General features: G+C 63.5%; 20 protein-coding genes and 1 riboswitch. Of the genes, 12 read left to right on the forward strand and 8 right to left on the reverse strand.

All coding sequences use genetic code 11. The features are described 5' to 3' along the window. The first annotated feature begins 14 nt into the window (after nt 1-14). Nucleotides 15-131: riboswitch (TPP riboswitch) on the forward strand. Between the two features lie 101 nt (nt 132-232). Genes thiC through AC0L15_RS07080 form a run of 6 tightly spaced genes read left to right on the forward strand, consistent with a single transcriptional unit; the run spans nt 233 to nt 5,361 of the window. Further along, nucleotides 233-2,062 (forward strand): phosphomethylpyrimidine synthase ThiC, encoded by a 1,830-nt coding sequence (thiC, locus tag AC0L15_RS07055; RefSeq protein ID WP_473496055.1) that lies wholly within the window; start codon nt 233-235, stop codon nt 2,060-2,062. Continuing rightward, entirely contained in the window at nt 2,059-3,060 is a 1,002-nt protein-coding gene (gene thiO / locus AC0L15_RS07060; RefSeq protein ID WP_473496056.1) for a glycine oxidase ThiO, read from the forward strand. The genes thiC and thiO overlap by 4 nt, the downstream gene beginning before the upstream one ends. Then, nucleotides 3,029-3,226, forward strand: coding sequence for a sulfur carrier protein ThiS (gene thiS, locus AC0L15_RS07065; protein WP_287064320.1), 198 nt, complete (start codon nt 3,029-3,031; stop codon nt 3,224-3,226). Before thiO ends, thiS begins: the two co-directional genes overlap by 32 nt. A 4-nt stretch (nt 3,227-3,230) precedes the next feature. Continuing rightward, nucleotides 3,231-4,004 (forward strand): thiazole synthase, encoded by a 774-nt coding sequence (locus AC0L15_RS07070; protein ID WP_287064321.1) that lies wholly within the window; start codon nt 3,231-3,233, stop codon nt 4,002-4,004. Next, nucleotides 4,001-4,606 carry a thiamine phosphate synthase gene (locus tag AC0L15_RS07075; RefSeq protein ID WP_287064322.1) on the forward strand — a complete coding sequence of 202 codons (606 nt, stop codon included), beginning with the start codon at nt 4,001-4,003 and terminating at the stop codon, nt 4,604-4,606. The genes AC0L15_RS07070 and AC0L15_RS07075 overlap by 4 nt, the downstream gene beginning before the upstream one ends. Next, nucleotides 4,597-5,361 (forward strand): hydroxymethylpyrimidine/phosphomethylpyrimidine kinase, encoded by a 765-nt coding sequence (locus tag AC0L15_RS07080; protein WP_287245606.1) that lies wholly within the window; start codon nt 4,597-4,599, stop codon nt 5,359-5,361. Before AC0L15_RS07075 ends, AC0L15_RS07080 begins: the two co-directional genes overlap by 10 nt. A 114-nt stretch (nt 5,362-5,475) precedes the next feature. Here the strand turns inward: AC0L15_RS07080 and AC0L15_RS07085 are convergent, their stop codons facing one another. The 7 genes from AC0L15_RS07085 to AC0L15_RS07115 all read right to left on the reverse strand — a co-directional run bounded on the left by AC0L15_RS07085 (nt 5,476) and on the right by AC0L15_RS07115 (nt 12,714). Next, nucleotides 5,476-6,444, reverse strand: a complete 969-nt coding sequence (locus AC0L15_RS07085) for an ABC transporter ATP-binding protein (RefSeq protein WP_287064323.1) — start codon at nt 6,442-6,444, stop codon at nt 5,476-5,478. Nucleotides 6,445-6,446: 2 nt separating this feature from the next. Then, nucleotides 6,447-7,454: an ABC transporter ATP-binding protein gene (locus tag AC0L15_RS07090; RefSeq protein WP_287064324.1), complete on the reverse strand. Its 1,008-nt coding sequence runs from the start codon at nt 7,452-7,454 to the stop codon at nt 6,447-6,449. A 2-nt stretch (nt 7,455-7,456) separates the two neighbouring features. Beyond that, on the reverse strand, nt 7,457-8,374 hold the full coding sequence (locus AC0L15_RS07095; protein WP_287064325.1) for a dihydrodipicolinate synthase family protein: 918 nt from the start codon (nt 8,372-8,374) through the stop codon (nt 7,457-7,459). A 19-nt stretch (nt 8,375-8,393) separates the two neighbouring features. Next, the gene (locus AC0L15_RS07100) at nt 8,394-9,296 is read right to left on the reverse strand and encodes an ABC transporter permease (RefSeq protein ID WP_128247498.1); all 903 of its coding nucleotides are present in this window, start codon (nt 9,294-9,296) and stop codon (nt 8,394-8,396) included. Continuing rightward, nucleotides 9,296-10,255, reverse strand: a complete 960-nt coding sequence (locus AC0L15_RS07105) for an ABC transporter permease (protein WP_473491582.1) — start codon at nt 10,253-10,255, stop codon at nt 9,296-9,298. Before AC0L15_RS07105 ends, AC0L15_RS07100 begins: the two co-directional genes overlap by 1 nt. Before the next feature lie 82 nt (nt 10,256-10,337). Then, nucleotides 10,338-11,924: an ABC transporter substrate-binding protein gene (locus AC0L15_RS07110; RefSeq protein WP_473496057.1), complete on the reverse strand. Its 1,587-nt coding sequence runs from the start codon at nt 11,922-11,924 to the stop codon at nt 10,338-10,340. 40 nt (nt 11,925-11,964) lie between these two features. Further along, nucleotides 11,965-12,714, reverse strand: coding sequence for a FadR/GntR family transcriptional regulator (locus tag AC0L15_RS07115; RefSeq protein WP_287064329.1), 750 nt, complete (start codon nt 12,712-12,714; stop codon nt 11,965-11,967). A gap of 111 nt (nt 12,715-12,825) precedes the next feature. Here AC0L15_RS07115 and AC0L15_RS07120 point away from each other — a divergent pair, with 111 nt between their 5' ends. The 4 genes from AC0L15_RS07120 (at nt 12,826) to AC0L15_RS07135 (ending at nt 16,602) form a co-directional block, all read left to right on the forward strand. After that, entirely contained in the window at nt 12,826-13,797 is a 972-nt protein-coding gene (locus AC0L15_RS07120) for a Gfo/Idh/MocA family protein (protein WP_287244364.1), read from the forward strand. Then, nucleotides 13,794-14,789 (forward strand): Gfo/Idh/MocA family protein, encoded by a 996-nt coding sequence (locus AC0L15_RS07125; RefSeq protein WP_287064331.1) that lies wholly within the window; start codon nt 13,794-13,796, stop codon nt 14,787-14,789. Before AC0L15_RS07120 ends, AC0L15_RS07125 begins: the two co-directional genes overlap by 4 nt. Beyond that, nucleotides 14,779-15,732 carry a dihydrodipicolinate synthase family protein gene (locus tag AC0L15_RS07130; RefSeq protein ID WP_287064332.1) on the forward strand — a complete coding sequence of 318 codons (954 nt, stop codon included), beginning with the start codon at nt 14,779-14,781 and terminating at the stop codon, nt 15,730-15,732. Before AC0L15_RS07125 ends, AC0L15_RS07130 begins: the two co-directional genes overlap by 11 nt. Nucleotides 15,733-15,831: 99 nt before the next feature. Beyond that, entirely contained in the window at nt 15,832-16,602 is a 771-nt protein-coding gene (locus tag AC0L15_RS07135) for a TIGR01458 family HAD-type hydrolase (protein WP_128172619.1), read from the forward strand. Nucleotides 16,603-16,641: 39 nt separating this feature from the next. Here AC0L15_RS07135 and AC0L15_RS07140 read toward each other — a convergent pair whose 3' ends face one another. After that, nucleotides 16,642-18,174, reverse strand: coding sequence for an FAD-dependent oxidoreductase (locus AC0L15_RS07140; protein WP_287244391.1), 1,533 nt, complete (start codon nt 18,172-18,174; stop codon nt 16,642-16,644). A 279-nt stretch (nt 18,175-18,453) separates the two neighbouring features. On the opposite strand from AC0L15_RS07140, the gene AC0L15_RS07145 reads away from it, so the two are divergent. Both AC0L15_RS07145 and AC0L15_RS07150 read left to right on the forward strand, forming a co-directional pair. Next, nucleotides 18,454-19,425 (forward strand): SDR family oxidoreductase, encoded by a 972-nt coding sequence (locus AC0L15_RS07145; RefSeq protein ID WP_023801357.1) that lies wholly within the window; start codon nt 18,454-18,456, stop codon nt 19,423-19,425. 88 nt (nt 19,426-19,513) lie between these two features. Continuing rightward, complete coding sequence (locus AC0L15_RS07150) at nt 19,514-21,226, forward strand: HAD family hydrolase (protein WP_287064334.1); 1,713 nt, start codon at nt 19,514-19,516, stop codon at nt 21,224-21,226. Nucleotides 21,227-21,353 lie beyond the last annotated feature (127 nt).

A 21,353-nucleotide genomic window follows, 5' to 3' on the forward strand; every position in this document is an offset into this window, starting at 1 on the left:
CCCGCTCAATTTGACCCATTCACCAGGGGGGTCCCGGCAAGGGGCTGAGATACTGCTGGCTTTCGCGGCGCAGTGACCCGTTGAACCTGATCCAGTTCATACTGGCGTAGGGACGGTGCAAGCGCTTTGCGGGAGTCCATGCCCGAAAACCTGTAAGCAGACAGACCAAAGCGTCTTTTCATCCTTCCGGCACAGAACTGGGTCTCCAATGCATGAGCAAAGGAGCCTCAAAATGAATGCCATTTCCCCCGCCGTGTCGACGGGACCGCTGCCCGCCTCAAGGAAAATCCACAAACCCGGCCTGATTCACCCGCAGATCAGGGTGCCGATGCGGGAAATCGCCGTCCATCCGACGGCAGGCGAACCGCCTGTCACCGTTTACGATCCGTCCGGCCCCTATACGGACCCGACTGTCGAAACCAGCATCGAAAAGGGCCTCGCCAGGTTTCGCCATGAATGGGTGACGGTGCGCGGCGACGTCGAATTCCACGATGCCCGCAGTGTCAGGCCGGAGGACAACGGCTTTGCGTCAGGTGAGCGCCTGACGCCGGAATTTCCCGTGCGCCACCGGCCGCTAAAGGCAAAAACGGGCCAAGCGGTGACGCAGCTTGCCTATGCGCGCGCCGGGATCATCACCCCCGAAATGGAGTTCGTCGCCATTCGCGAAAATCTCGGCCGCGAGAGCTTACGCGGCGGGATGCAGCGCGACGGCAACTCTTTCGGCGCGGCGATCCCGGACTTCGTCACGCCGGAATTCGTGCGCGACGAGATAGCGCGCGGACGGGCTATCATTCCCGCCAACATCAACCACCCGGAGAGCGAGCCGATGATCATCGGCCGCAATTTCCTGGTCAAGATCAATGCCAATATCGGCAATTCAGCCGTCACCTCGTCGATGGCCGAAGAGGTCGAAAAAATGGTCTGGGCGATCCGCTGGGGAGCCGACACCGTGATGGACCTGTCGACCGGTCGCAACATCCACAACATCCGCGAATGGATCGTCCGCAATTCGCCGGTGCCGATCGGAACCGTGCCGCTCTACCAGGCGCTTGAGAAGGTCGGAGGGATCGCCGAGGACCTGACCTGGGAAATCTACCGCGATACGCTGATCGAACAGGCCGAACAGGGCGTCGACTATTTCACCATCCATGCCGGTGTGCGGCTGCACTACATCCCGCTGACGGTCGACCGGGTCACCGGCATCGTGTCGCGCGGCGGCTCCATCATGGCCAAGTGGTGCCTGCATCATCACCGCGAAAGCTTCCTCTACGAGCATTTCGAGGAAATCTGCGACATCTGCCGCGCTTACGACGTGTCGTTCTCGCTCGGCGACGGCCTTCGTCCCGGCTCGATCGCCGACGCCAACGACGCGGCGCAGTTCGCCGAACTGGAAACGCTCGGCGAGTTGACAAAGGTCGCCTGGGCCAAGGATTGCCAGGTCATGATCGAGGGGCCGGGCCATGTTCCGATGCACAAGATCAAGGAGAACATGGACAGGCAGCTCGAAGTCTGCGGCGAGGCGCCCTTCTACACGCTTGGGCCGCTGACCACCGACATCGCACCCGGCTACGACCACATCACCTCAGGCATCGGCGCGGCAATGATCGGCTGGTACGGCACGGCGATGCTCTGCTATGTCACGCCCAAGGAGCATCTCGGTCTCCCCGACCGCAACGACGTCAAAACGGGCGTCATCACCTACAAGATAGCCGCGCACGCCGCCGACCTCGCCAAGGGTCATCCGACGGCGAAGCTCCGCGACGATGCGCTGTCGAGGGCGCGGTTCGAGTTTCGTTGGGAAGACCAGTTCAACCTGTCGCTCGACCCCGAAACCGCGCGCTCCTTCCACGACGAGACCTTGCCGAAGGAGGCGCACAAGCTGGCGCATTTCTGCTCGATGTGCGGGCCGAAATTCTGCTCGATGCGCATCTCCCACGACATTCGGGCCGAGGCACAGAAAGAGGGCATGGCGGCGATGGCCGCGAAGTACCGCGAGGGCGGCAATCTTTGTATGCCGGTGGACGGCGAACCGCCCATGCCGAAGATGCCGGAGCCGTCATGAGGCTGCTGGTCAAAGGGGCCGGCGTCGCCGGCCTCACCGCCGCCTTCGAACTGGCCGCCCGCGGTGCTGCGGTAACCATTGCCGAGACCCGGCATGGCCTTGGCGGCAACGCATCATGGATGGCCGGCGGCATGCTGGCGCCCTGGTGCGAGCGCGAAAGCGCCGAGCAGCCGGTGCTGGATCTCGGACGCGATGCCGCCGACTGGTGGGATGCGGTCCTGCCGGGTCATGTCAGGCGGGCCGGAACGCTCGTTCTGGCAATGCCGCGGGATGCGGGCGAACTCGACCGGTTTGCAAGCCGCACGTCGGGTCATCGGCGGGTCGACGAAGACGAAATCGCGCTCCTGGAACCCGATCTCGCCGGCCGCTTCCGTCGCGGGCTGTTCTTCCCGCGCGAAGCCCATCTCGACCCACGCCGTGTAATGGCGGCGCTGCATGAAAAACTCGCCGGAAGCGGCGTCGAGTTCCGCTTCGGAGTGGACGCCCGGCACATGACGGGATTCGACCGCGAGATCGATTGCATGGGAATGGCGTCCAGCGATGAAAGGCTTCGCGGCGTTCGCGGCGAGATGCTGATCCTGCGTACACCGGACGTCTCGCTGTCGCGCCCGGTCAGGCTGCTGCACCCGCGTTTGCCGCTCTATCTGGCGCCGCGCGCCGACCACCATTTCATGGCGGGTGCAACGATGGTCGAGAGCCTGTCCACGGAGCCGGTCACGGTACGGGCGATGATGGAACTCCTGAACGCCGCCTATTCGGTTCATCCCGCCTTCGGCGAGGCCGCGATCGTTGAGACGGCCGTCGGCATTCGCCCGGCGTTTTCCGACAACCTGCCGCTCGTCGAAGCGCATGGCAGGACCGTCGCCATCAACGGGTTCTACCGCCATGGTTTCCTTCTGGCCCCCGCCATGGCGCGCCGGGTGGCCGACCTTGTTTTCGATTCTGACAAACCGGTGGAACTTGCTGATGAAACTGACGGTCAACGGCGAAGCGCATGAGATCACCGCCGCCACCCTGGCGGAGCTTCTCGCGGCGCTTGACTACGAAGGCAACTGGCTTGCAACGGCCGTGAACAGCGACCTTGTGCACGCGACTGAGCGGGCGCTGTTCCAGCTGAAGGACGGCGACCGGATCGAAGTTCTCTCACCCATGCAAGGAGGTTAGTAACGTGATCGAGCTTTACGGAACCAAGCTTCCGTCGCGCCTGCTTCTCGGCACCGCACAGTACCCCTCGCCCGCCATTCTTGCCGATGCGGTCAAGGCGTCCTGCGCGTCCGCGGTGACCGTCTCATTGCGCCGCGAAATGGCCGGCGCCAAGGGTGGCGAGAAATTCTGGTCGCTTATCCAATCGCTGCGGCTGCATGTCCTGCCCAACACCGCCGGTTGTCACTCCGTCAAGGAAGCCGTCACGACCGCAAAGATGGCGCGCGAGGTCTTCGGCACGAACTGGATCAAGCTCGAGGTGATCGGCAATCATGACACGCTGCAGCCTGACGTCTTCGGCTTGGTCGAGGCCGCGCGAATCCTGTGCGACGACGGTTTTGCTGTATTTCCTTACACGACGGACGATCTCGTCGTCGCCGAGCGATTGCTGGAAGCCGGATGCAGGGTGCTCATGCCCTGGTGCGCGCCGATCGGTTCTGCGCTTGGACCGGTAAATATCACCGCGCTCCGCTCGATGCGCGGCCATTTCCCGGATGTCCCGCTGATCGTGGATGCGGGCCTCGGCCGCCCATCTCACGCGGCTCTCGTGATGGAACTCGGCTTCGACGCAGTGCTCCTCAACACGGCAGTGGCCAAGGCCGCCGATCCGATCGGCATGGCGCGCGCGTTCGGCAAGGCGGTCGATGCCGGCCGTGAGGCCTATCGCTCGGGCCTGCTCGAGCCGCGCGACCTCGCCGTCCCATCGACGCCGACAATTGGCCGGGCAGTCTTTCAATGAAACTCGATCCTTTTTATCTGATCGTCGACAGCGCCGCCTGGATTGAAAGGCTAGCGCCGCTCGGCGTCAGGCTGATGCAGCTTCGCGTCAAGAACCTCGATGAGGCTGCGTTGCGCGCCGAGATCCGCAAGGCGAAGGCCTTGTGCGCCCGATACAAATGCCAGCTCATCATCAATGACTTCTGGCGGCTGGCGATCGAGGAGGACTGCGATTTCATTCATCTCGGACAGGAAGATCTGCAAGCGGCGGACCTTACGCGGATAAGGGCTGCGGGTCTCCGTCTCGGCCTCAGCACGCACGACCATCTCGAACTCGAAACAGCCCTTGCCGCCAGACCGGACTATATCGCGCTCGGCCCAGTCTATCCGACCATCCTGAAACAGATGAAATGGGCGCCGCAGGGGCTCGAACGGCTTGGCGAATGGAAGCGCCGGATCGCGCCGACACCTCTGGTCGCGATTGGCGGCCTCAACCCCGACCGGCTCGAGGGCGTCTTCGGTTGCGGTGCGGACAGCGCCGCGGTAGTGACCGACATTACATTGAATGCCGATCCGGAAGCGCGAACGCGCGAGTGGCTCGAAAAGACGGGGCGATGGCGTTGAGGCGCGAACCGCATGTGCTTGTCGTCGGCGGCTCGGACTCCAGCGGCTGCGCCGGCATAGTCCGCGACATTGAGACGATCTCCGCCCTCGACTTGCGCACCTGCCTTGCCGTTACCACCGTGACGGTGCAGACGCATGAAGCCGTCACGCAAATCCACAATTTGCAACCCGGTCTGGTGGCCGATCAGATGCGTGCCGCGCTGCAAGCCAATGCGGTCGGGGCGATCAAAATCGGCATGCTCGCAACGGAGCAAATCATCGTCGCCGTCGCGGATGTGCTGCGCCAAAACCCACAGATACCGGCAGTCATCGACCCGGTGCTGGTCTCTTCCTCGGGTTGGCCGCTTCTGGACACAGGCGCTATCGACGTCCTGAAGCATGAACTCATCCCGCTTTGCCGTCTCGTCACGCCCAACCTCATCGAACTGGCTGTCCTTGCCGGCTCAGACCTGGCCATCGACGAGGACGGCGCATTGCAACAAGGTCAGAAATTGCTCATCGCCGGATTGCAGGCCCTGCTGATCAAGGGCGGCCACGCCGCGGGGTGTCGATCGACGGACATCCTGCTGCGCGCCGATCAAGAGCCCATCCGCTTCGATGCGCCGCGTCTTGCCGGATCGATGCGCGGGACGGGTTGCGCGCTGGCCAGCGCCATCGCCGCGCATCTGGCAAACGGAAGCCTGCTTGAAGACGGCGTGCGCAAAAGCAAGCTGTTGGTTTTCGAGAAGCTTCGGAAATCGATCTCTCGGGATTGAGGCAGTTGAGCTTGGCGGAGGCTTCTGGGCAGCAAGCTGGCGGCCGGTTCTTCGCCTCCCGTCGAAGAGTCCCTCAGACAGCACGCGAAGTAAATCGCCTTGTCGGGCCTTGTCTCAAGCGATGTCGTCGCGAATGCAGGCCTTCAAATGGCCATCGGACGTTGTTGCCCGCAATGGCGGGACGATGCCGGCGCAAGCGTCCAGGGCAACCGGGCAGCGGGTACGGAAAACACACCCGGTCGGCGGATTTGCCGGGCTTGGAATGTCGCCCTTCAGCACCTGCCGGCCTTGCCTGGCCAGTGGGTCGAGCGACGGAATGGCCGAAAGCAGCGCGCGCGTATAGGGATGCTGCGGCCGGGCATAGAGTTCGGCGGCCGGTGCGACTTCCATGATCCGGCCGAGGTAGAGAACGATCACCGTGTCGCAGATATATTCGACGACGGCCAGGTCATGCGAAATGAACAGCATGGTCAGGCCGAGCCGGACCTGCAGATCGCGCAAAAGATTGATGATCTGCGCCTGAATGGAGACATCGAGGGCAGAGACCGGCTCGTCGGCGACGATGAATTCGGGTTCGAGCGTAAGCGCCCGGGCGATACCGATGCGCTGGCGCTGCCCGCCCGAAAATTCGTGGGCGTAGCGATCATAGGCATCGACTGGCAACTCAACAGCAGCAAGCGCCTTCTCAGCCTTCGCCCGCCGCTCGCGCCTGTTGCCGATGCCCTGAATGTCCAAGCCTTCGGTCAGGATCTGCCCAATGGTCATGCGCGGCGACAGACTGGCGAACGGATCCTGGAAAATATACTGCATCTTGCGGCGCTGGCGAGCCAGCGGCCCGGCGCTCAGGCTGGTGATATCGACGCCGTCAAATCTTATTTCGCCGGACGTCGGCTCGATGAGACGCAGCACCGAGCGGCCGATCGTGGTCTTGCCCGAGCCGGATTCGCCGACGAGACCGACCACCTGGCCGCGCGCAATGTCGAAGGAAATATCTTCCAGCGCCCTGACGACGGGACCGCGCGAGAACGCCGTCGGCGCAAAATGCTTGGTCAGGTTCCTGACCGAAAGGAAGGGGGAGTCCATTGTCAAAGGTCCTCCCAGCGCAAACAACGGCTTTGCTGGGTCGGTGTCGCCGCGAACAATGGCGGTACAGCAGTGCGGCAGGCATCGACAGCCAGGGTGCAACGCGGCGCGAAGGAGCAGCCATTGGGCAGCAAGGCCAGCGACGGAACATTGCCGGCGATGGTCGGAAGTGGCGTTCCTCCTGCCTTCAGCATGGTGGCCTGGCCGAGCCGCGGCACCGAACGCATCAGCCCGGCGGTGTAGGGATGACGCGGACGGTTGAACACCTCGCTCACCGGACCCGATTCCACGATGCGCCCGGCATACATCACCGCGACCCGGTCGGCGATCTCGGCAACGACGCCGAGATTGTGCGTGACGAATAGAATGCCCATGCCGCGTTGCGCCTGCAACGCGGCCAGCAGGTCGAGAATCTGGGCCTGGATAGTGACGTCGAGGGCGGTGGTCGGCTCGTCGGCGATCAACAAGGTCGGATCGCACGACAAGGCCATGGCGATGGTGGCGCGCTGGCGCATCCCTCCCGACAGCTCATGCGGGTATTGCCGCGCCCGCCGATCAGGGTCGGGAATTCCGACCTGAGCCAGCAGCCGCACGGCATCAGTGGCCGCATCACGGTGCGATCTGCCGAGATGGATGCGGATCGGCTCGGCGATCTGTTCGCCGATGCTGTAGACCGGATTGAGGCTGGTCATCGGCTCCTGGAACACCATGCCGATGTCGTTGCCGCGCACCTTGCGCAGCGACTCGGGATCGAGGCCGGTCAGTTCGGTGACCGTGCCGTCCCTGCGCCGCAGCGCGATCGAGCCCTCGGCAATGCGTCCGACCTTCTTCGGCAGCAGGCCGATGATCGACAGGCTGGTGACCGACTTGCCCGATCCCGACTCGCCGACCAGCGCAACCGTCTCGCCCGAACCTATCACCAGGTCGACGTCCTGCACGGCGGCGATGTCGCGTCCGGCGATACGGAACACCGCTCGCAGACCGGAAATCGAGAGGATCGGAGCGTCCACGGTCAGCGCAGCAAGCCGACGTCGCGAAGGATGATGTCGACCTTTGCGCCTTCCTCGTCGTTCAGGCTGCGTTGCGGCCGCGCCATGGTGTTGGAGGCGATGATGCCGAGGCTCCTCATCGCGGTCTTGAAGGCACCGACCCCGGCCGAGCCGGCGCTCGTCCTGCCGAGCGAGATCCAGACGATCTCGAACAGCTTCAACAGCCGCTCCTGCTCCAGGCGGGCCTCGGCGTGCTGACCCGCCTGCATCAGGTTCCACAGCCTGACGTATCCGTGCGGGTCGACATTGGCGAGGCCCGGCACGACCCCATGCGCGCCCATGGCAAGCACGCTGTCGACCAGGATCTCGGACCCGGTCATGCCGAAAAAATTCGGGTCGTTGGCCATGTCCTTGAGCACATAACGCAGATTGCCGTCGTCACCGCTGGAATCCTTGATGCCGGCGATAACGCCCTCGCTGGCAAGGCCGACGGTGGTCTGGCGCTCCAGCTTGACATGGACGCAGACCGGGATGTCGTAGGCGATGATCGGGATGTCGACTGCGTCCTTGATGTAGCGGAAGTGATCGCCGATCTCGGGCTGGCTGGTGCGGGCATAGAACGGCGCGGTGACCACGACTGCGTCAGCGCCGGCCGATCTGGCGATCAGGGCGTGGTTGACGACGCGATCGGTTGTCGGGTCGATGACCCCGGCGAAGATCGGAACGCGGCCATTGTTGACCTTGACCGCGTGCTCGATGATGGCCCGGCGGCCGGCCTCGTCATGGAAGACCACCTCGCTGGTCGAGCCGAGCACGAACAGGCCGTGAACGCCGCCGTCGAGCAGGTTTTCGATGGTCCGCGTGAACGACGCAAAATCGACACTGAGATCGGAATGGAGTGGGGTGACGACGGGTGGCACGACACCGGTAAACAGGGGCATTTTTTCAAAAACCTTCAGGTCAGTTGAGATCGGAACGAGGGTCGAATGCATCGCGCAGGCCATCGCCGATGAAGTTGATGGCCAGCACGGTGAGCACGAGTACGGCGCCGGGAAACATCCATTGCCAGGGGTATTGCTCGAGCACCACGGTGGAGCGGGCGAGATTGAGCATGTTGCCCCAACTGGCTTCGGGCGGTGCGATGCCGAGGCCGAGGAAGGAAAGGCCGGCTTCGAGCAGAATGGCATTGGCGATCTGCAGCGTGGCGTAGACGACAAGAATGTCGATGCAGTTCGGCAGGCCGTGGCGGAACAGGAGATGCGGCAGCCCCGCCCCCATGCCACGGGCGGCGACGACGAAGTCGCGCTCGCGCAGCTCGAGCAGCCGGGCGCGCACCATGCGCGACAGCACCGGCCAGGAGAGCAGCGAGATCACCAGGATGGTCGGCGCGATGCCGGTGCCGGCGATCGAAGCGAGCACGAGCAGGAAGATCACCGGCGGCAGGGTCATGGCGAGGTCGACGAAGCGCATCACCGTGCCGTCGACAAGGCGCCCGCCGAAGCTGGCGACAGCGCCGACCAGGAAGCCGATGACGATCGAGATGGCGACCGAGCAGACGGCGACCAGCAGCGAGATCCGTCCGCCTTGCAGCAGCCGAGCCATGACGTCGCGGCCGACGCCGTCGCTGCCGAGCCAATGAATGGCGGACGGCCCCTTGTTGATCGCCCTGAGATCGATGGCGTTGGGGCTGAACGGCCACCACAGGGAATAGGTCGAGACCGCCAGCAGAATGGGGACGACGATAAGCAGACCGGCGCGCGCCGCACGATTTTCAAAGAACCGGCCGAGCGCGCGGCGAAGCGGTCCCTTGGTTTGCGGCCCGGCTGTCGGGTCGATTGTCGGAGCTGGTGCGGTGATCGTCATCACGACACCTGGATGCGCGGGTCGACGACGGCATAGACGATATCGGTCAGGAGATTGACCAGAATGACGCAGATGCCGATTACCAGAGTGGCGCCCATGATCACCGGGTAGTCCCTTGTGCCGACGGCGTTGACCAGCAGCAGGCCCATGCCCGGCCAGTTGAACACGCTTTCGAGGAAGATGGCGCCGCCGATCGCTATGCCGACCGTCGACCCGATCAGGGTGATGACCGGTAAAAGCGCGTTGCGGGTTGCATGCTTGATGATCACCCAGAATTCGCGCACGCCCTTGGCACGTGCGGTCCGCACATAGTCCTGGTTGAGCACTTCCAGCAGCGACGCGCGCATGTAGCGCATGATCAGCGCGGCGTGTCCGATGGACAGCAGGCAGGCGGGCAGGACCAGGTGCGCGAGCACGTCCGCTAAAGAAAAAGGCGCGCCGGCGGTCTGCATGCCGCCTGATGGCGCCCAGCGCAGCAGCACCGAGAAAAAGTACAGTCCCAGAAGTGCCGTCAGAAACGCCGGGCTGGAGATGCCGACGAAGGAAACCACCGACAGCGCGATGTCGGGCAGCGTGTTACGGCGGACGGCGCTGAAGATGCCGGCGGAAATGCCGAGCACGATGGCGATGGCCAGGCCGGTGCCCATCAACAGCGCGGTCGGGCCGATGCGCTCCATGACCAGCGGCAGCACGCCAACGCCGCTGCGCTGGATCGAATAGCCGAAGTCGCCGCCGAGCGCAGCGCGAAGCCAGGCGAGGTATTGCACGGGAAGCGGCTGGTCGAGCCCAAGCCGGTCGCGCAGGACTTCGAGGTCGGAAGCCGACATCGGGCTGGACGGATTGATATAGGCATCGATCGGATCGCCGGGCGCCAGCCGCAGAAGGATGAAGATGAGGACGCTCAGGGCGACCAGCATCAACAGTCCTGTAGCGCTGCGGCGGGCAATGAAACTCAGCATTGGCTGTCCGTGGCGATGGTGAGCGGAGCCGGCATCGTGCCGGCCCGTATCATTGGCGGGCCGGAATGGCCCGCCAGCCGTTTTACTGGATGTCCCAGCGTTCCGGGTGAGCCGCATAAGGACCGCCGCCCGGCGCCGGCGTCCAGACAAAGTCACGCAGCTTGTTGGAGGCTGCGCCATAGCGGTTGGCCACCCATAATGTCGCCCAGGGCAGATCCTTGTTCATCACCTTGCAGACTTGCTGCCAGGATTGGTCGATCTTGGCCGGATCGGTCTGGGCGAGCGCGGCGTCCAATGCGGCGCTGAGATCATCGAACTCGATGCGCATGGTGTTGAAGCCTGCCGGCGGAATCTGGGACTTGTTGAGACCCGGGCTGATGCCGGCCGGATTGGGACCGTTCTGCAGGCCGGCATAGACCATCGCAAACGCGTTCCAGTCCGGCGTGCCTTCCTTGTAGACGATGCCGTTATAAGTCGGCGTATCGACGACGCGCGGCACCACATTGATCCCGACCTCGGCCAGCATCGACTGGATGGCAGCCATCACGTTGGCGGCTTGCGGCGAGCCGTAATAGGTCAGCAAGGTGATCGGCTTGTCGCCGTTGATCTTGTCCCAGCCGGCCTCGGCAAGCAGAGCCTTGGCTTTGGCCGGATCATAGGCATAGGGTTCGAGGCCTTCGGGAAGCAGGTGCGGCGCGACGTAGCCGCAATTGGCCGGTTTGGCCGCGCCGCCATAGAGGCTCTCGATGATGGCGTTGCGATCGATCGCGTACATGATCGCCTGGCGCACGCGAACATCCTTAAAGAGCTCGACCTTCTGGTTGAGGCCGATGTAGTTGACCACATAGGAGGCGCCCTCGATCACCTTGAAATTGCTGTCGCTCTTGAAGGTTATCGCGTCGTCGGGCTCGACATAGGTGAACTGGATTTCGCCGGCGCGCAGCGCCGCAACGGCCGCCGCCGGGTTCTCGAAATACCTGTTGATGAGCACGTCGACCTTCGGCTTGCCGCCGCGATAGTCGTCATCCGCGGCCAGTTCGACATATTGATCGCTGACATAGCGCTTGAACTTGAAGGGGCCGGTGCCGACCGGCGTCGTGGACCACCAGGTGCTCGTGGCCAGCGTTTCCGGCGGCATCGCGGCCAGGGCATGCTCCGGCAGGATCATCACCTGCGAGAGAATCGACAGGAAGGAGCCGTTGGGCTTCGACAATTTGACGACCACGGTGCGATCGTCCGGCGCGTCGACCGACGCGATGTCGCCGAGGCGCGCGGCAAACAGGCTGCCGGAGGCCTTGTTCCTGGCGAGCTCAAGCGTGAACTTGACGTCCTTGGATGTGAACGGCTTGCCGTCGTGCCAGCTCTCCTGGGCAAGGTTGAACGTGTAGGTCAGCTTGTCGTCGCTGACCTTGTAGTCCTTGGCCAGATCGCCTTCGAGTTCGGTCAGTTCGGCGTTGTAGATGACCAGCGGTTCAAAATAGGTGCTGAGCCAGGTAAAGCCGCCGGTCGCAGCCAACGGATTGAAGTTCTTGGGAAAGCCGCCGGGGCCGACATCGAAGCCTCCGGTGATGGTCTTGGCGCCCTGTGCCTGGACGCTGGTGGCAAGGCTAATGCCGCCGAGCAGCAGCCCGGTGATGGCCAGATGATGAGCTATGGTCTTGATGCGCATGGTTTTCCTCCCTTGGCATTGTCAGTAGTCCGGCGTTGGGTCAGGTAATCCGGTTTTTGGCGATCACTTGCTGAATCCCTCTGTAGTGGTCGTCGAGGCGCTGACGCGCCCGGTCGACATCCTTGGCGGCGACCGCCTCGACGATCTCGTGATGGTCGCGCCACGTCGCCAGCGGCGTCGGATTGTCGAGGCTGGTGAAGTTCGAGGCCTTGTTGAACGCCACCCAGAAGATGTCGATCAGCGCGCTCAACATGTGATTGTTCTGGCAGCGGAACAGCAACTGGTGGAATTGCTGGTCCTCTTCGGCAAAGCTTTCCTGGCGCTCGGCGCGCCGCCGCATGCTTTCGGTCAGCTGGCGCAGCGCGGCGATGTCTTCGGCGCTGATCATCTCGATGGTTTTTGCGATCAGGCCGGTCTCAAGGACGCGGCGGATCTCGCGCAGTTCCTCGACGTCGCGCAGCGAATCCTGCAGGCCGTATGCCAGATTATCCAGCAAGGGCTTGAACGAGAATTCCTTGACGAACACGCCAATGCCGCGACGCGTCTCCAGAATGCCGATCGACTCCAGCGCCTTGATCGCTTCGCGCACCGAGTTGCGGCCGACGCCGAGCCGCTGCGCCAGGAAGGTCTCCGGAGGCAAGGGGTCGCCCGCCTTGAGCTGGTTGCTTTGGATATATTTCCTCAGGCTCTCCTGCACGCTGACGTGAAGCAGCGGCGGTCGGGCCAGCGGTTCGATCGATTTTTGTTCCGGGTTCAACTTGGTTTCTGAACTCGATTTGGGTTCCGGCATTTTGCTCCCAGCGCCGCTGCAATTGCGGCCGATGGCGCGTCGCAAAGCGGTCGATGCTTGTAGCATAGCGACTTGTAGGATATCCTGCAAGCAAGAGGATTACACGCTGAAATGAAGATCGTCCTGGCCGGCTCGAGCCATTGGCACGCCGAAATGCATCTTGACGCTGCACGGTTTTGCAGCGCCGAGATTGCCGGCATCTGGGATGAGGACGCGCAGCATGCGCGCGCCTTCGCGACGCGCCAGCATTTGCCGTCCATCGCCGATTTTGCGACAATCCTCTCCGGCCCGCCGGACGCGATCCTGCTGATGGGACACCCTTCGACGGTGCCGGCGCGGGCGCGTGCCGTCATCGAAGCCGGCATACCGCTGATCCTGGAAAAGCCGGCGGCCAGCAGCACCGCAGCGTTGGCCGCGCTCAGCGAGTTGGCGAGGCAGCACCAGGCCTTTGTCAGCGTTCCCCTGCCCAACCGCTTTGGGCCTGCCGCTACTGCCTTTGAACGGCTGCGCAGCCAAGGCCGCGCCGGTGCGGTCGCGCATTGCCAGTTCCGGCTGGTCAATGGCCCGCCGCAGCGCTATGCGGCCGACGGCGTGGCCTGGATGGTGGATCCGGCGATCGGTGGCGGCGGCGCGCTGAGGAACCTCGGCATACACGGCGTTGACGCCGCGCTCGGCCTGGCAACCGGCGCGCTCGGGCTAAAAACCGTTTCGATCGAGAACCGCATTCACCGCGCCGCGGTCGAGGACCATGCGCTGCTTGTACTGGAAGACGCTGCCGGAGCGTTGTTCGTCGTCGAGGCCGGATACACTTTTGCTTCGATGCGCCCCGGCGGCGATTTCGAATGGCGTATCGTCAGTGAGAATGCGACCCTCATCGACTATGGCGAGCGCGCCTTCTGTGCGACGCTCGACGATGGCGCTATCATCGAATTGCCGATCGAATTGCCGGCGACGCGCTACCGCCTGTGCATGAGCGACACGCTCGACCGGCTGGCTCGAAAAGCGCCGCCGGCGACTTCGATCGCTGACTATGTTGCGGCGATGTCGCTGATCGACGCCACTTATGAAAAGGCAGGACGATGATTGGAATAGGCATTATCGGAGCGGGCGATTTCGGCGCCGCCCATGCAAGGGCAATCAAGCAGGTGCAGGGCCTGCATCTCGTCGCATCGTGCCGCGGGAATAACGATGCCCTGGCCGCCTTCACCAGCGAACATGGTGGTCGCGGCTACACCGATTGGCGCAAGCTGCTCGACGACAAGGATGTCGAGGCAGTCCTCATCGCCAGTCCCCACCATCTTCATGCTGAAATGGCGATCGGCGCGGCAAAAGCCGGCAAGCACGTCATGCTGGAAAAACCGATGGCGCCGACGGCGGCGGCCTGCGATGCGATCAACGCCGCCGTGGGCGCCGCTGGCGTCAAGCTGATGGTCGCCCATCTCATGCACTTCGCGCTGCCTTGCATGGCGGCCAGGCAAATGCTTGAGCAAGGAACGCTCGGCCGGCCGCTCGTCGGGTCGAGCTGGATCATCAAGCTGTGGATGGAGCACAATCGCCGCGACTGGCATCTGCGCAAGGCCACCGGCGGCGGCATGCTGTTGACGGCCGGCATCCATGCGCTCGACCGCCTCGTCTGGCTCATGGATGACGACGTCGTGTCGGTGAGCGCCATGCTCGGCGCCATGTCCCATGACCAGGAAGCCGACGACATCGCCCTGCTCGGACTGCGCTTCGCCGGCGGCGGACTCGGCCAGGTGCAGAGCGTCGGCTATCGCAATGGCGCGGCCGGCTACGCCATGGACCTGGTCTGCGAGCAGGCAACGCTGCGCATCGACATGGACCGCGGCACGATGCTTGGCCGCGACACGGCCTGGACCGACCTGCCCGGCTCGTTCGAGCCGAACTGGATGCATGCCGCGCTGGTGCGCGAATGGAGCGCGATGCGCGATGCCGTTGCCGACGACAAGCCGGTGCCGGTCGACGGCGCCTATGGCCGCAAGATCATCGGCATCATCGAGGCCGCCTTTGCGTCGAACGAAACGCGCCGCGAGCACGAGATCGCCGGTGCGCGCTGAGCTCGACGATCACCTGAGCCACTTGCCCGCGCACGCGCCGCGCGGCGTCTGGGGCGCGGTGATGCTGGCCATCGACGATCGCGGGGCCATCGACTGGGAAGCGACGGAGGAGACGATTGCGCGGCTCTGCGCATCAGGCGTCGACGGCATCTATTCCAACGGCACGGCCTGCGAATTCCACTGCCAGATCGAGCCCGAGTTCGACCGGCTTTGCGCCCTGATGGCCGCGATTGCCGGCCGCGCGCGCCTGCCCTTCCAGATCGGCATCAGCCAGTCCAATCCGCGCGTCGCGCGCGAGCGGCTGATGCGGGTGTCGGCGCTTCGCCCGGCGGCGGTGCAATTCACCTTGCCCGACTGGTGGCCGCCCAGCGACGGCGAGGTCATGCGCTTCGTCGGCGGCCTGTGCGAGACCGCGCCCGACATGCCGCTGGTGCTCTACAATCCACCGCATGCCAAGCGCCGCCTGACGCTCGAAGGCATCGCCAGGCTGCGTGCAGCGGTGCCGTCGCTGGTCGGCGCCAAATTGCCGGGCGGCGACGCCGGTTGGTACGCCGACATGCGCCGCGAACTGCCGGGATTTTCGGTCTTCGTGCCCGGCCATACGCTGGCGACGGGATTTGCCCAGGGAGCGCATGGCAGCTACTCCAACGTCGCCTGTCTTAGCCCCAAGGGCGCGGTAATGTGGTGGCAGACGATCCGCACCGACGTGGCGGCCGCTGCCGAGGTCGAGACGCGCATCCAGGCCTTTCTCGCCACCCACGTACTGCCCTTTCGCGCTCGCTATGACGTCAGCGATGCGGCGCTCGACAAAGCGATGGCGGCGGCCGGCGGCTGGGCGCCGCTTGGCCCGCGACTGCTCTGGCCTTACAGCTCGGTCCCCGACGAGGCGATCGCGACGCTGGCCGAGGCCGCACGCATGACCTTTCCCGAATGGTGGCAGTGACCTCGGCTATCGCATGTGCCTGCCCCCTGATCCAAGGGGAACAACCATGGGGCCTGTTCCGGATTTGACGCCTGACGGACTCGTGGTCATGCTGGACCGATGACAAGAGGTGTACTGCTGGACCTCGCAGGCGTCATCTATGACGGCGAGACCGCCATACCAGGCGGGATCGACGCCGTCACGCGTTTGCGCCAGGCCGGCTTGGCCATACGCTTCATAAGCAATACCACGCGCTCGTCGAAACAGAGCGTTCTCGAACGTCTGCAGGCGATGGGACTCACCGTTACCAGGGCAGATGTTTTCACCCCGGCGCACGCTGCACGCGATTGGCTGCTTCGCAATGGCCGAGCGCCATATTTGCTGATTCACCCCGGCCTTGCGCCGGACTTTTGCGAACTGCCGGATCGCGACAAGCGCGCCGTCATCGTCGGCGATGCCGGAGACGCCTTCACCTATGCGGCGTTGAATGACGCGTTCCGCGAGCTGAGCGCCGGGGCCGAATTGCTGGCCCTTGCCACCAACCGGACGTTTCGGGATGCCGACGGCGAGCTCAGCCTCGATGCCGGGCCATTCGTCGCGGCATTGGAATTTGCCTCGCTGAAACGCGCAACCGTTCTCGGCAAGCCGTCGTCGGAATTCTTTCTGTCGGCGCTGGCAAGCATGGACTGTCCGCCAGACCAGGCGATCATGGTCGGCGACGACGCCGAGGCCGACATAGCTGGCGCGCTAAGCGCCGGATTGTCGGGCGCATTGCTGGTGAGGACCGGCAAATACCGGCACGGCGACGAGAAACGGTTTGATCCGCGCCCGACCGCAACCGTCGCCGATCTCGCGGCGGCGACCGACTGGATCCTTGCGCGCCGGGACTGAACCGGCCGCACAGCGTGCGCTTCGCTCGAGATATCCGGGCTAGGTCGTCTGGCGCTCCATTTCCACCTCGGCCCCCAGACTTTCGATGTCGCGGAAGATCGAAGCGACAGCCAGCGTGCGCCCTTCGCGCTTGAAGCGGAGCAGGCAATCCCTGGCAACGATGTCGCCATCGATCGCGATCTCGTCCCATTGCACGGCATGGCCGACATAGTTGATGGGAACATCGTAGTGCTGGCTCCAGAAGAACGGCACGGCGACGAACTTCCGGCGATGGCCGAGCATGTTGAGGGCCGCGGTTTGCCCCTGCCGCTCGGCAACCACCCAATGCTCGACCCGAATGTTCTCGCCACTGTGAGGATCCGGCCACCGCGCGATGTCGCCGGCCGCGAAGATGCCTGGTGCGCTCGTCTCCAAAAAGGCGTTTACCACGACACCGCGATCAAGGGTGAGCCCTGCCGTTTCGGCTAGCCCTGTCCGCGGTCGCACGCCGATGCCGGCGACGACGAGATCCGCCGCCAAAATATCGCCGCCGCTGAGTTTCACCTCGCTGGCGTCGATGCTGCCCGCGGTGTCCTCGAGATGGAATACGACACCATTCTCCTCATGCAGGGCGCGGATGAAGTTGGCCATTTGCGAACCCATGATCCGTTCCAAGGGCCGTTTTTCCGGCGCCACGACATGAACTTCGATCGAGCGCGAGCGCAGCGCCGCGGCAACCTCCAGGCCAATGAAACTGGCGCCAAGCACGACGGCGCGGCGCGCAGTCGTTGCTCGCTCGATGATCGCCTTGCAGTCTGCGAACGAGCGCAGCGTGTGAACATGTGGCTGGTCGGCGCCGGGGATGGTCAGGCGAACCGGCTCGGCTCCGGTCGCCAGGAGTAGCCTGTCGTAGGCAGTCCGGGCCCCGTCCGCGAGCACAACTTCGCCAGAACGTGCATCGATGCTGGCGACATCCGCATTGAGGCGCAGGTCGATATCGTTCTTCGAATAGAAGCTTTCTCGGCGCAGCGGAATCCAATCCTCCGGTGCTTTGCCGGCGAGGTAGTCCTTGGAAAGATTGGGCCGATCAACCGGAGGCGCTTCGTCGTTGCTGAGCATGACAATGCTGCCTTGATAATGTTCGCGCCGCAGTGTTTCTGCCGCCGCGAAACCGGCGGCGCCGCCACCGACAATGACGATTTTTTCGGGAGCCTGGCTGGAGCCGCCAGCGCGCGGCTTGGACACCGTCCGCTTGCGTTTCTCGCCCACGACTATCCGATCATCGCGTTGTTCCACCGACCAGCACGCGAGTGGACTGAAAGCAGGGGCGCGCAAGGCCTCGCCTGTACGCAAATCAAAACACGCGTGATGCCAGGGACACCGGACGGTGTCTTCCGCCACAAGACCGTCGACGAGCGGCCCGCCATAATGTGTGCATGTCGCGCCGATGGCGAAGATCTCGGCCCCGCGGCGCACCAGCAGCACCGGCTCATCGCCGCAATGGCCGAGGAGCTTTCCGCCGTCGGCAAGGTCGGATAACGCGATACCCTCGACCAGATCCGGCCCGGTTGGTTTGGCATGATCTTCAGCCATTTTCCTCTCCCTTGGCGCGATCCAGAAGATCGCCTGTACGGCCGACAAGCGGGAAATCGTCAGGTCACCAGCCTGGGAATACCTTCTGCTTGTCCAGCGCGCCTTCAGGTTCTCGGACACCGCTTGTGCCCAAACGTCCGGCCGCGTCATTCGTTGCCAGTTGCGCAGTACACGCCGTCGATTTCCTGGCGTTTGGATTCGTTGCCGAAGGAATGACGCCGTCGCGTAAACTTTTTCGCCGGACATGCGTTGTTCGTTCTCCAAGCCAAGGAGACAGCCATGCAGAGGAAATCGGAAATCGCCGGCGAGGCCGCCAAGCAACGCCACATCCAGCGCGGCATCGACGCCAAGGACAAAACGAAGGGCAACGGCAAGCAACAAGGCGCCATGCAGGCCGGAGCACGCAAATATCCCGAGCCGCCCTTTCCCGAGCAGCACCAGCCGAAGCCAGGGCATGAATGGGCGATAGAGCCGGCGCCGCTTTACGACGCGCCATTCTATATCGGATCAAAAAAGCTGGACGGCAAAGTGGCCGTCATCACCGGCGGCGATTCCGGCATCGGCCGAGCCGTGGCCGTGCTCTATGCGCGCGAAGGCGCCGATGTGGCAATCGTCTATCTGTGCGAGGACAAGGATGCTGAAGAAACGAAGAGGGCCGTCGAAGCCGAGGGCCGGCGCTGCACGCTGGTCAAGGCCGACGTCAGCGAACGCGACCACTGCCACAAGGCTGTGACTAAGGTGGTGAAGGAATTTGGCCGGATCGACGTGCTGGTCAACAACGCGGCTTTTCAGGTCCATTCCAGCGACTTCAGTGAGCTGACCGAGGAGCATTTCGACACGACGCTGAAGACCAACCTCTACGGCTATTTCCACATGGCGCAGGAGGCCGTTCCGCATATGAAGCCTGGTTCGGCGATCATCAACAGCGGCTCCATAACCGGCATCGAGGGCTCGAAGCAGCTGGTCGACTATTCGATGACCAAGGGCGGCATTCATGCCTTCACGCGCGCGCTGTCCGGCAACCTCATCGAAAAGGGAATTCGGGTGAACTGCGTGGCGCCAGGCCCGGTGTGGACCCCGCTCAACCCGTCGGACAAGCAAGCCGGCGACGTCTCGAAATTTGGCGCAGACACGCCGATGAAACGGCCGGCGCAACCGGAGGAAATCGCGCCGGCCTATGTGTTCCTCGCCTCGCCGCATTGTTCAAGCTACATCACCGGCGAGATATTGCCGATCATCGGCGGCTACTGAGAACGTGTCGCCCGCACTGCCTCGATCATCGTGGACCTGTCGCCTGTGGCGGAGGTAGCGGCGATCTCAGATATGAAATGGTCGACAGATGTATTTCATTGCCTTGGCGACGGACTATGACGGCACGCTGGCGCACGATGGGATCGTAGTCGAAAAGACGCTTGCAGCCCTCGAACGGTTCAAGAAAAGTGGCCGCAAGCTCATCCTCGTCACTGGCCGCGAACTGCCCGACCTCAAGCGGGTTTTTCCCGAACTCGGCGTGTTCGACAAGGTCGTCGCCGAAAATGGGGCGTTGATCTACACGCCTGCCAGCGAGGAAGAACGTGCGATTTCACCGGCGCCGGCGCCGAAATTTGTCGCCAGTTTGAAGAAACGCGGCGTCAAGCCGCTTTCAGTCGGACGGTCGATCGTCGCGACCTGGGAACCACACCAGGCAACAGTTCTTGAGGTCATCAAGGAACTCGGGCTGGAGCTGGAAATCATCTTCAACAAGGGCGCGGTGATGGTGCTGCCCACCGGCATCAACAAGGCAGCCGGGCTGGCAGCCGCACTTGAGGACCTCAAGCTGTCGCCACACAATGTGGTCGGTATTGGCGATGCTGAAAACGATCATGCGTTCCTGCGGGCCTGCGGCTGCAGCGTCGCTGTCGAGAACGCCCTTGCGGCGGTCAAGGATACAGCGGATCTTGTAACGCGCGGCGCACGTGGAAAGGGCGTCGAGGAACTGATCGAAAAGCTGGTAAAGCGTGATCGGGAATTTGTCCGAAAAGGCCGTGACGGCATCCTTCTCGGTTCGGTCGGCGGCGACGAAGTCTATCTGACGCCGACCGACACGGTTCTGATCGCCGGAAGCTCCGGCATCGGCAAATCCACCTTGGCCACCGCGCTGACGGAACGCTTCGTCGAGAACGGATTTCAATTCTGCGTTTTCGATCCGGAAGGCGACTATGATGGCCTCGAAGGCGCCGTCCGGGTAGGCGATGGCTCAAGCGAACCGACAAAGGCACAAGTGCTCGACCTGATCGAAAAGCCCGACACCAATGTGGTCGTCAACGGGCTGGCGTTGCGGGTCAACGAGCGACCAGGCTTCTTTGCCGACCTGCTCCCCGGTCTTGGCAATTTCCGCTACCGTACGGCGAGGCCGCATTGGCTGGTCGTCGACGAGGCGCATCATCTTCTGCCCAAGAGGCGCGACGACACGCGCGCCATCCTGTCGTTGGAATTGCCGGGCACTGTCCTGATCACCGTTCATCCGGAAGCGATCTCGACCGACGCCCTGCGTCTGGTCACTGCCGTCATTGCGCTCGGTCCCAAGGCCAAGAATGTCATAAAGGCCTTTTGTCAGGAGACGGACACCAAGCCGCCAAAGGATATTCCCTCGCCAAAAGGCGAGCGTGTGCTGTTCTGGCGGCCGCAAGCCCGCAAGAAAATTGCCATGGTCAAAGCGATCGAGCCGCGCCAGTCGCTCAAGCGTCACAGCCGCAAATATGCAGAAGGTCAACTCGACGAGGCCGGCAGCTTCTATTTCAGAGGTCCCGACAACGCGATGAACCTCCGGGCCCACAACCTGATGATCTTCGCTCAGATTGCCGAGGGCATCGACGACAGAACCTGGGAGCATCACCTGCGCGCCGGCGACTATTCCGAATGGTTTCGCCGACAGATCAGGGACAAGGATCTGGCGCGCGAGACCGCCGAGGCGGAAAAGGACGAAATGCTCTCGGCGCAGGAAAGCCGCAAGCACGTTCTGGATGCGGTGCGTCGCCGTTATACGGCTCCTGCCACCGCCCCGGAGGAATAGAGAGGAATATGGTGCGAAAGGATCGCCCACGCACATCATTCTCGGAGGCACCGGCCGTGTTGGTTCTCTGCAGCCATGTCGCTTTTACAGCAGGGCGAAGCAGTGGCCGGTTGACCGCGTCATCCAC

The sequence above is a fragment of the Mesorhizobium sp. WSM4846 genome (assembly GCF_055811415.1).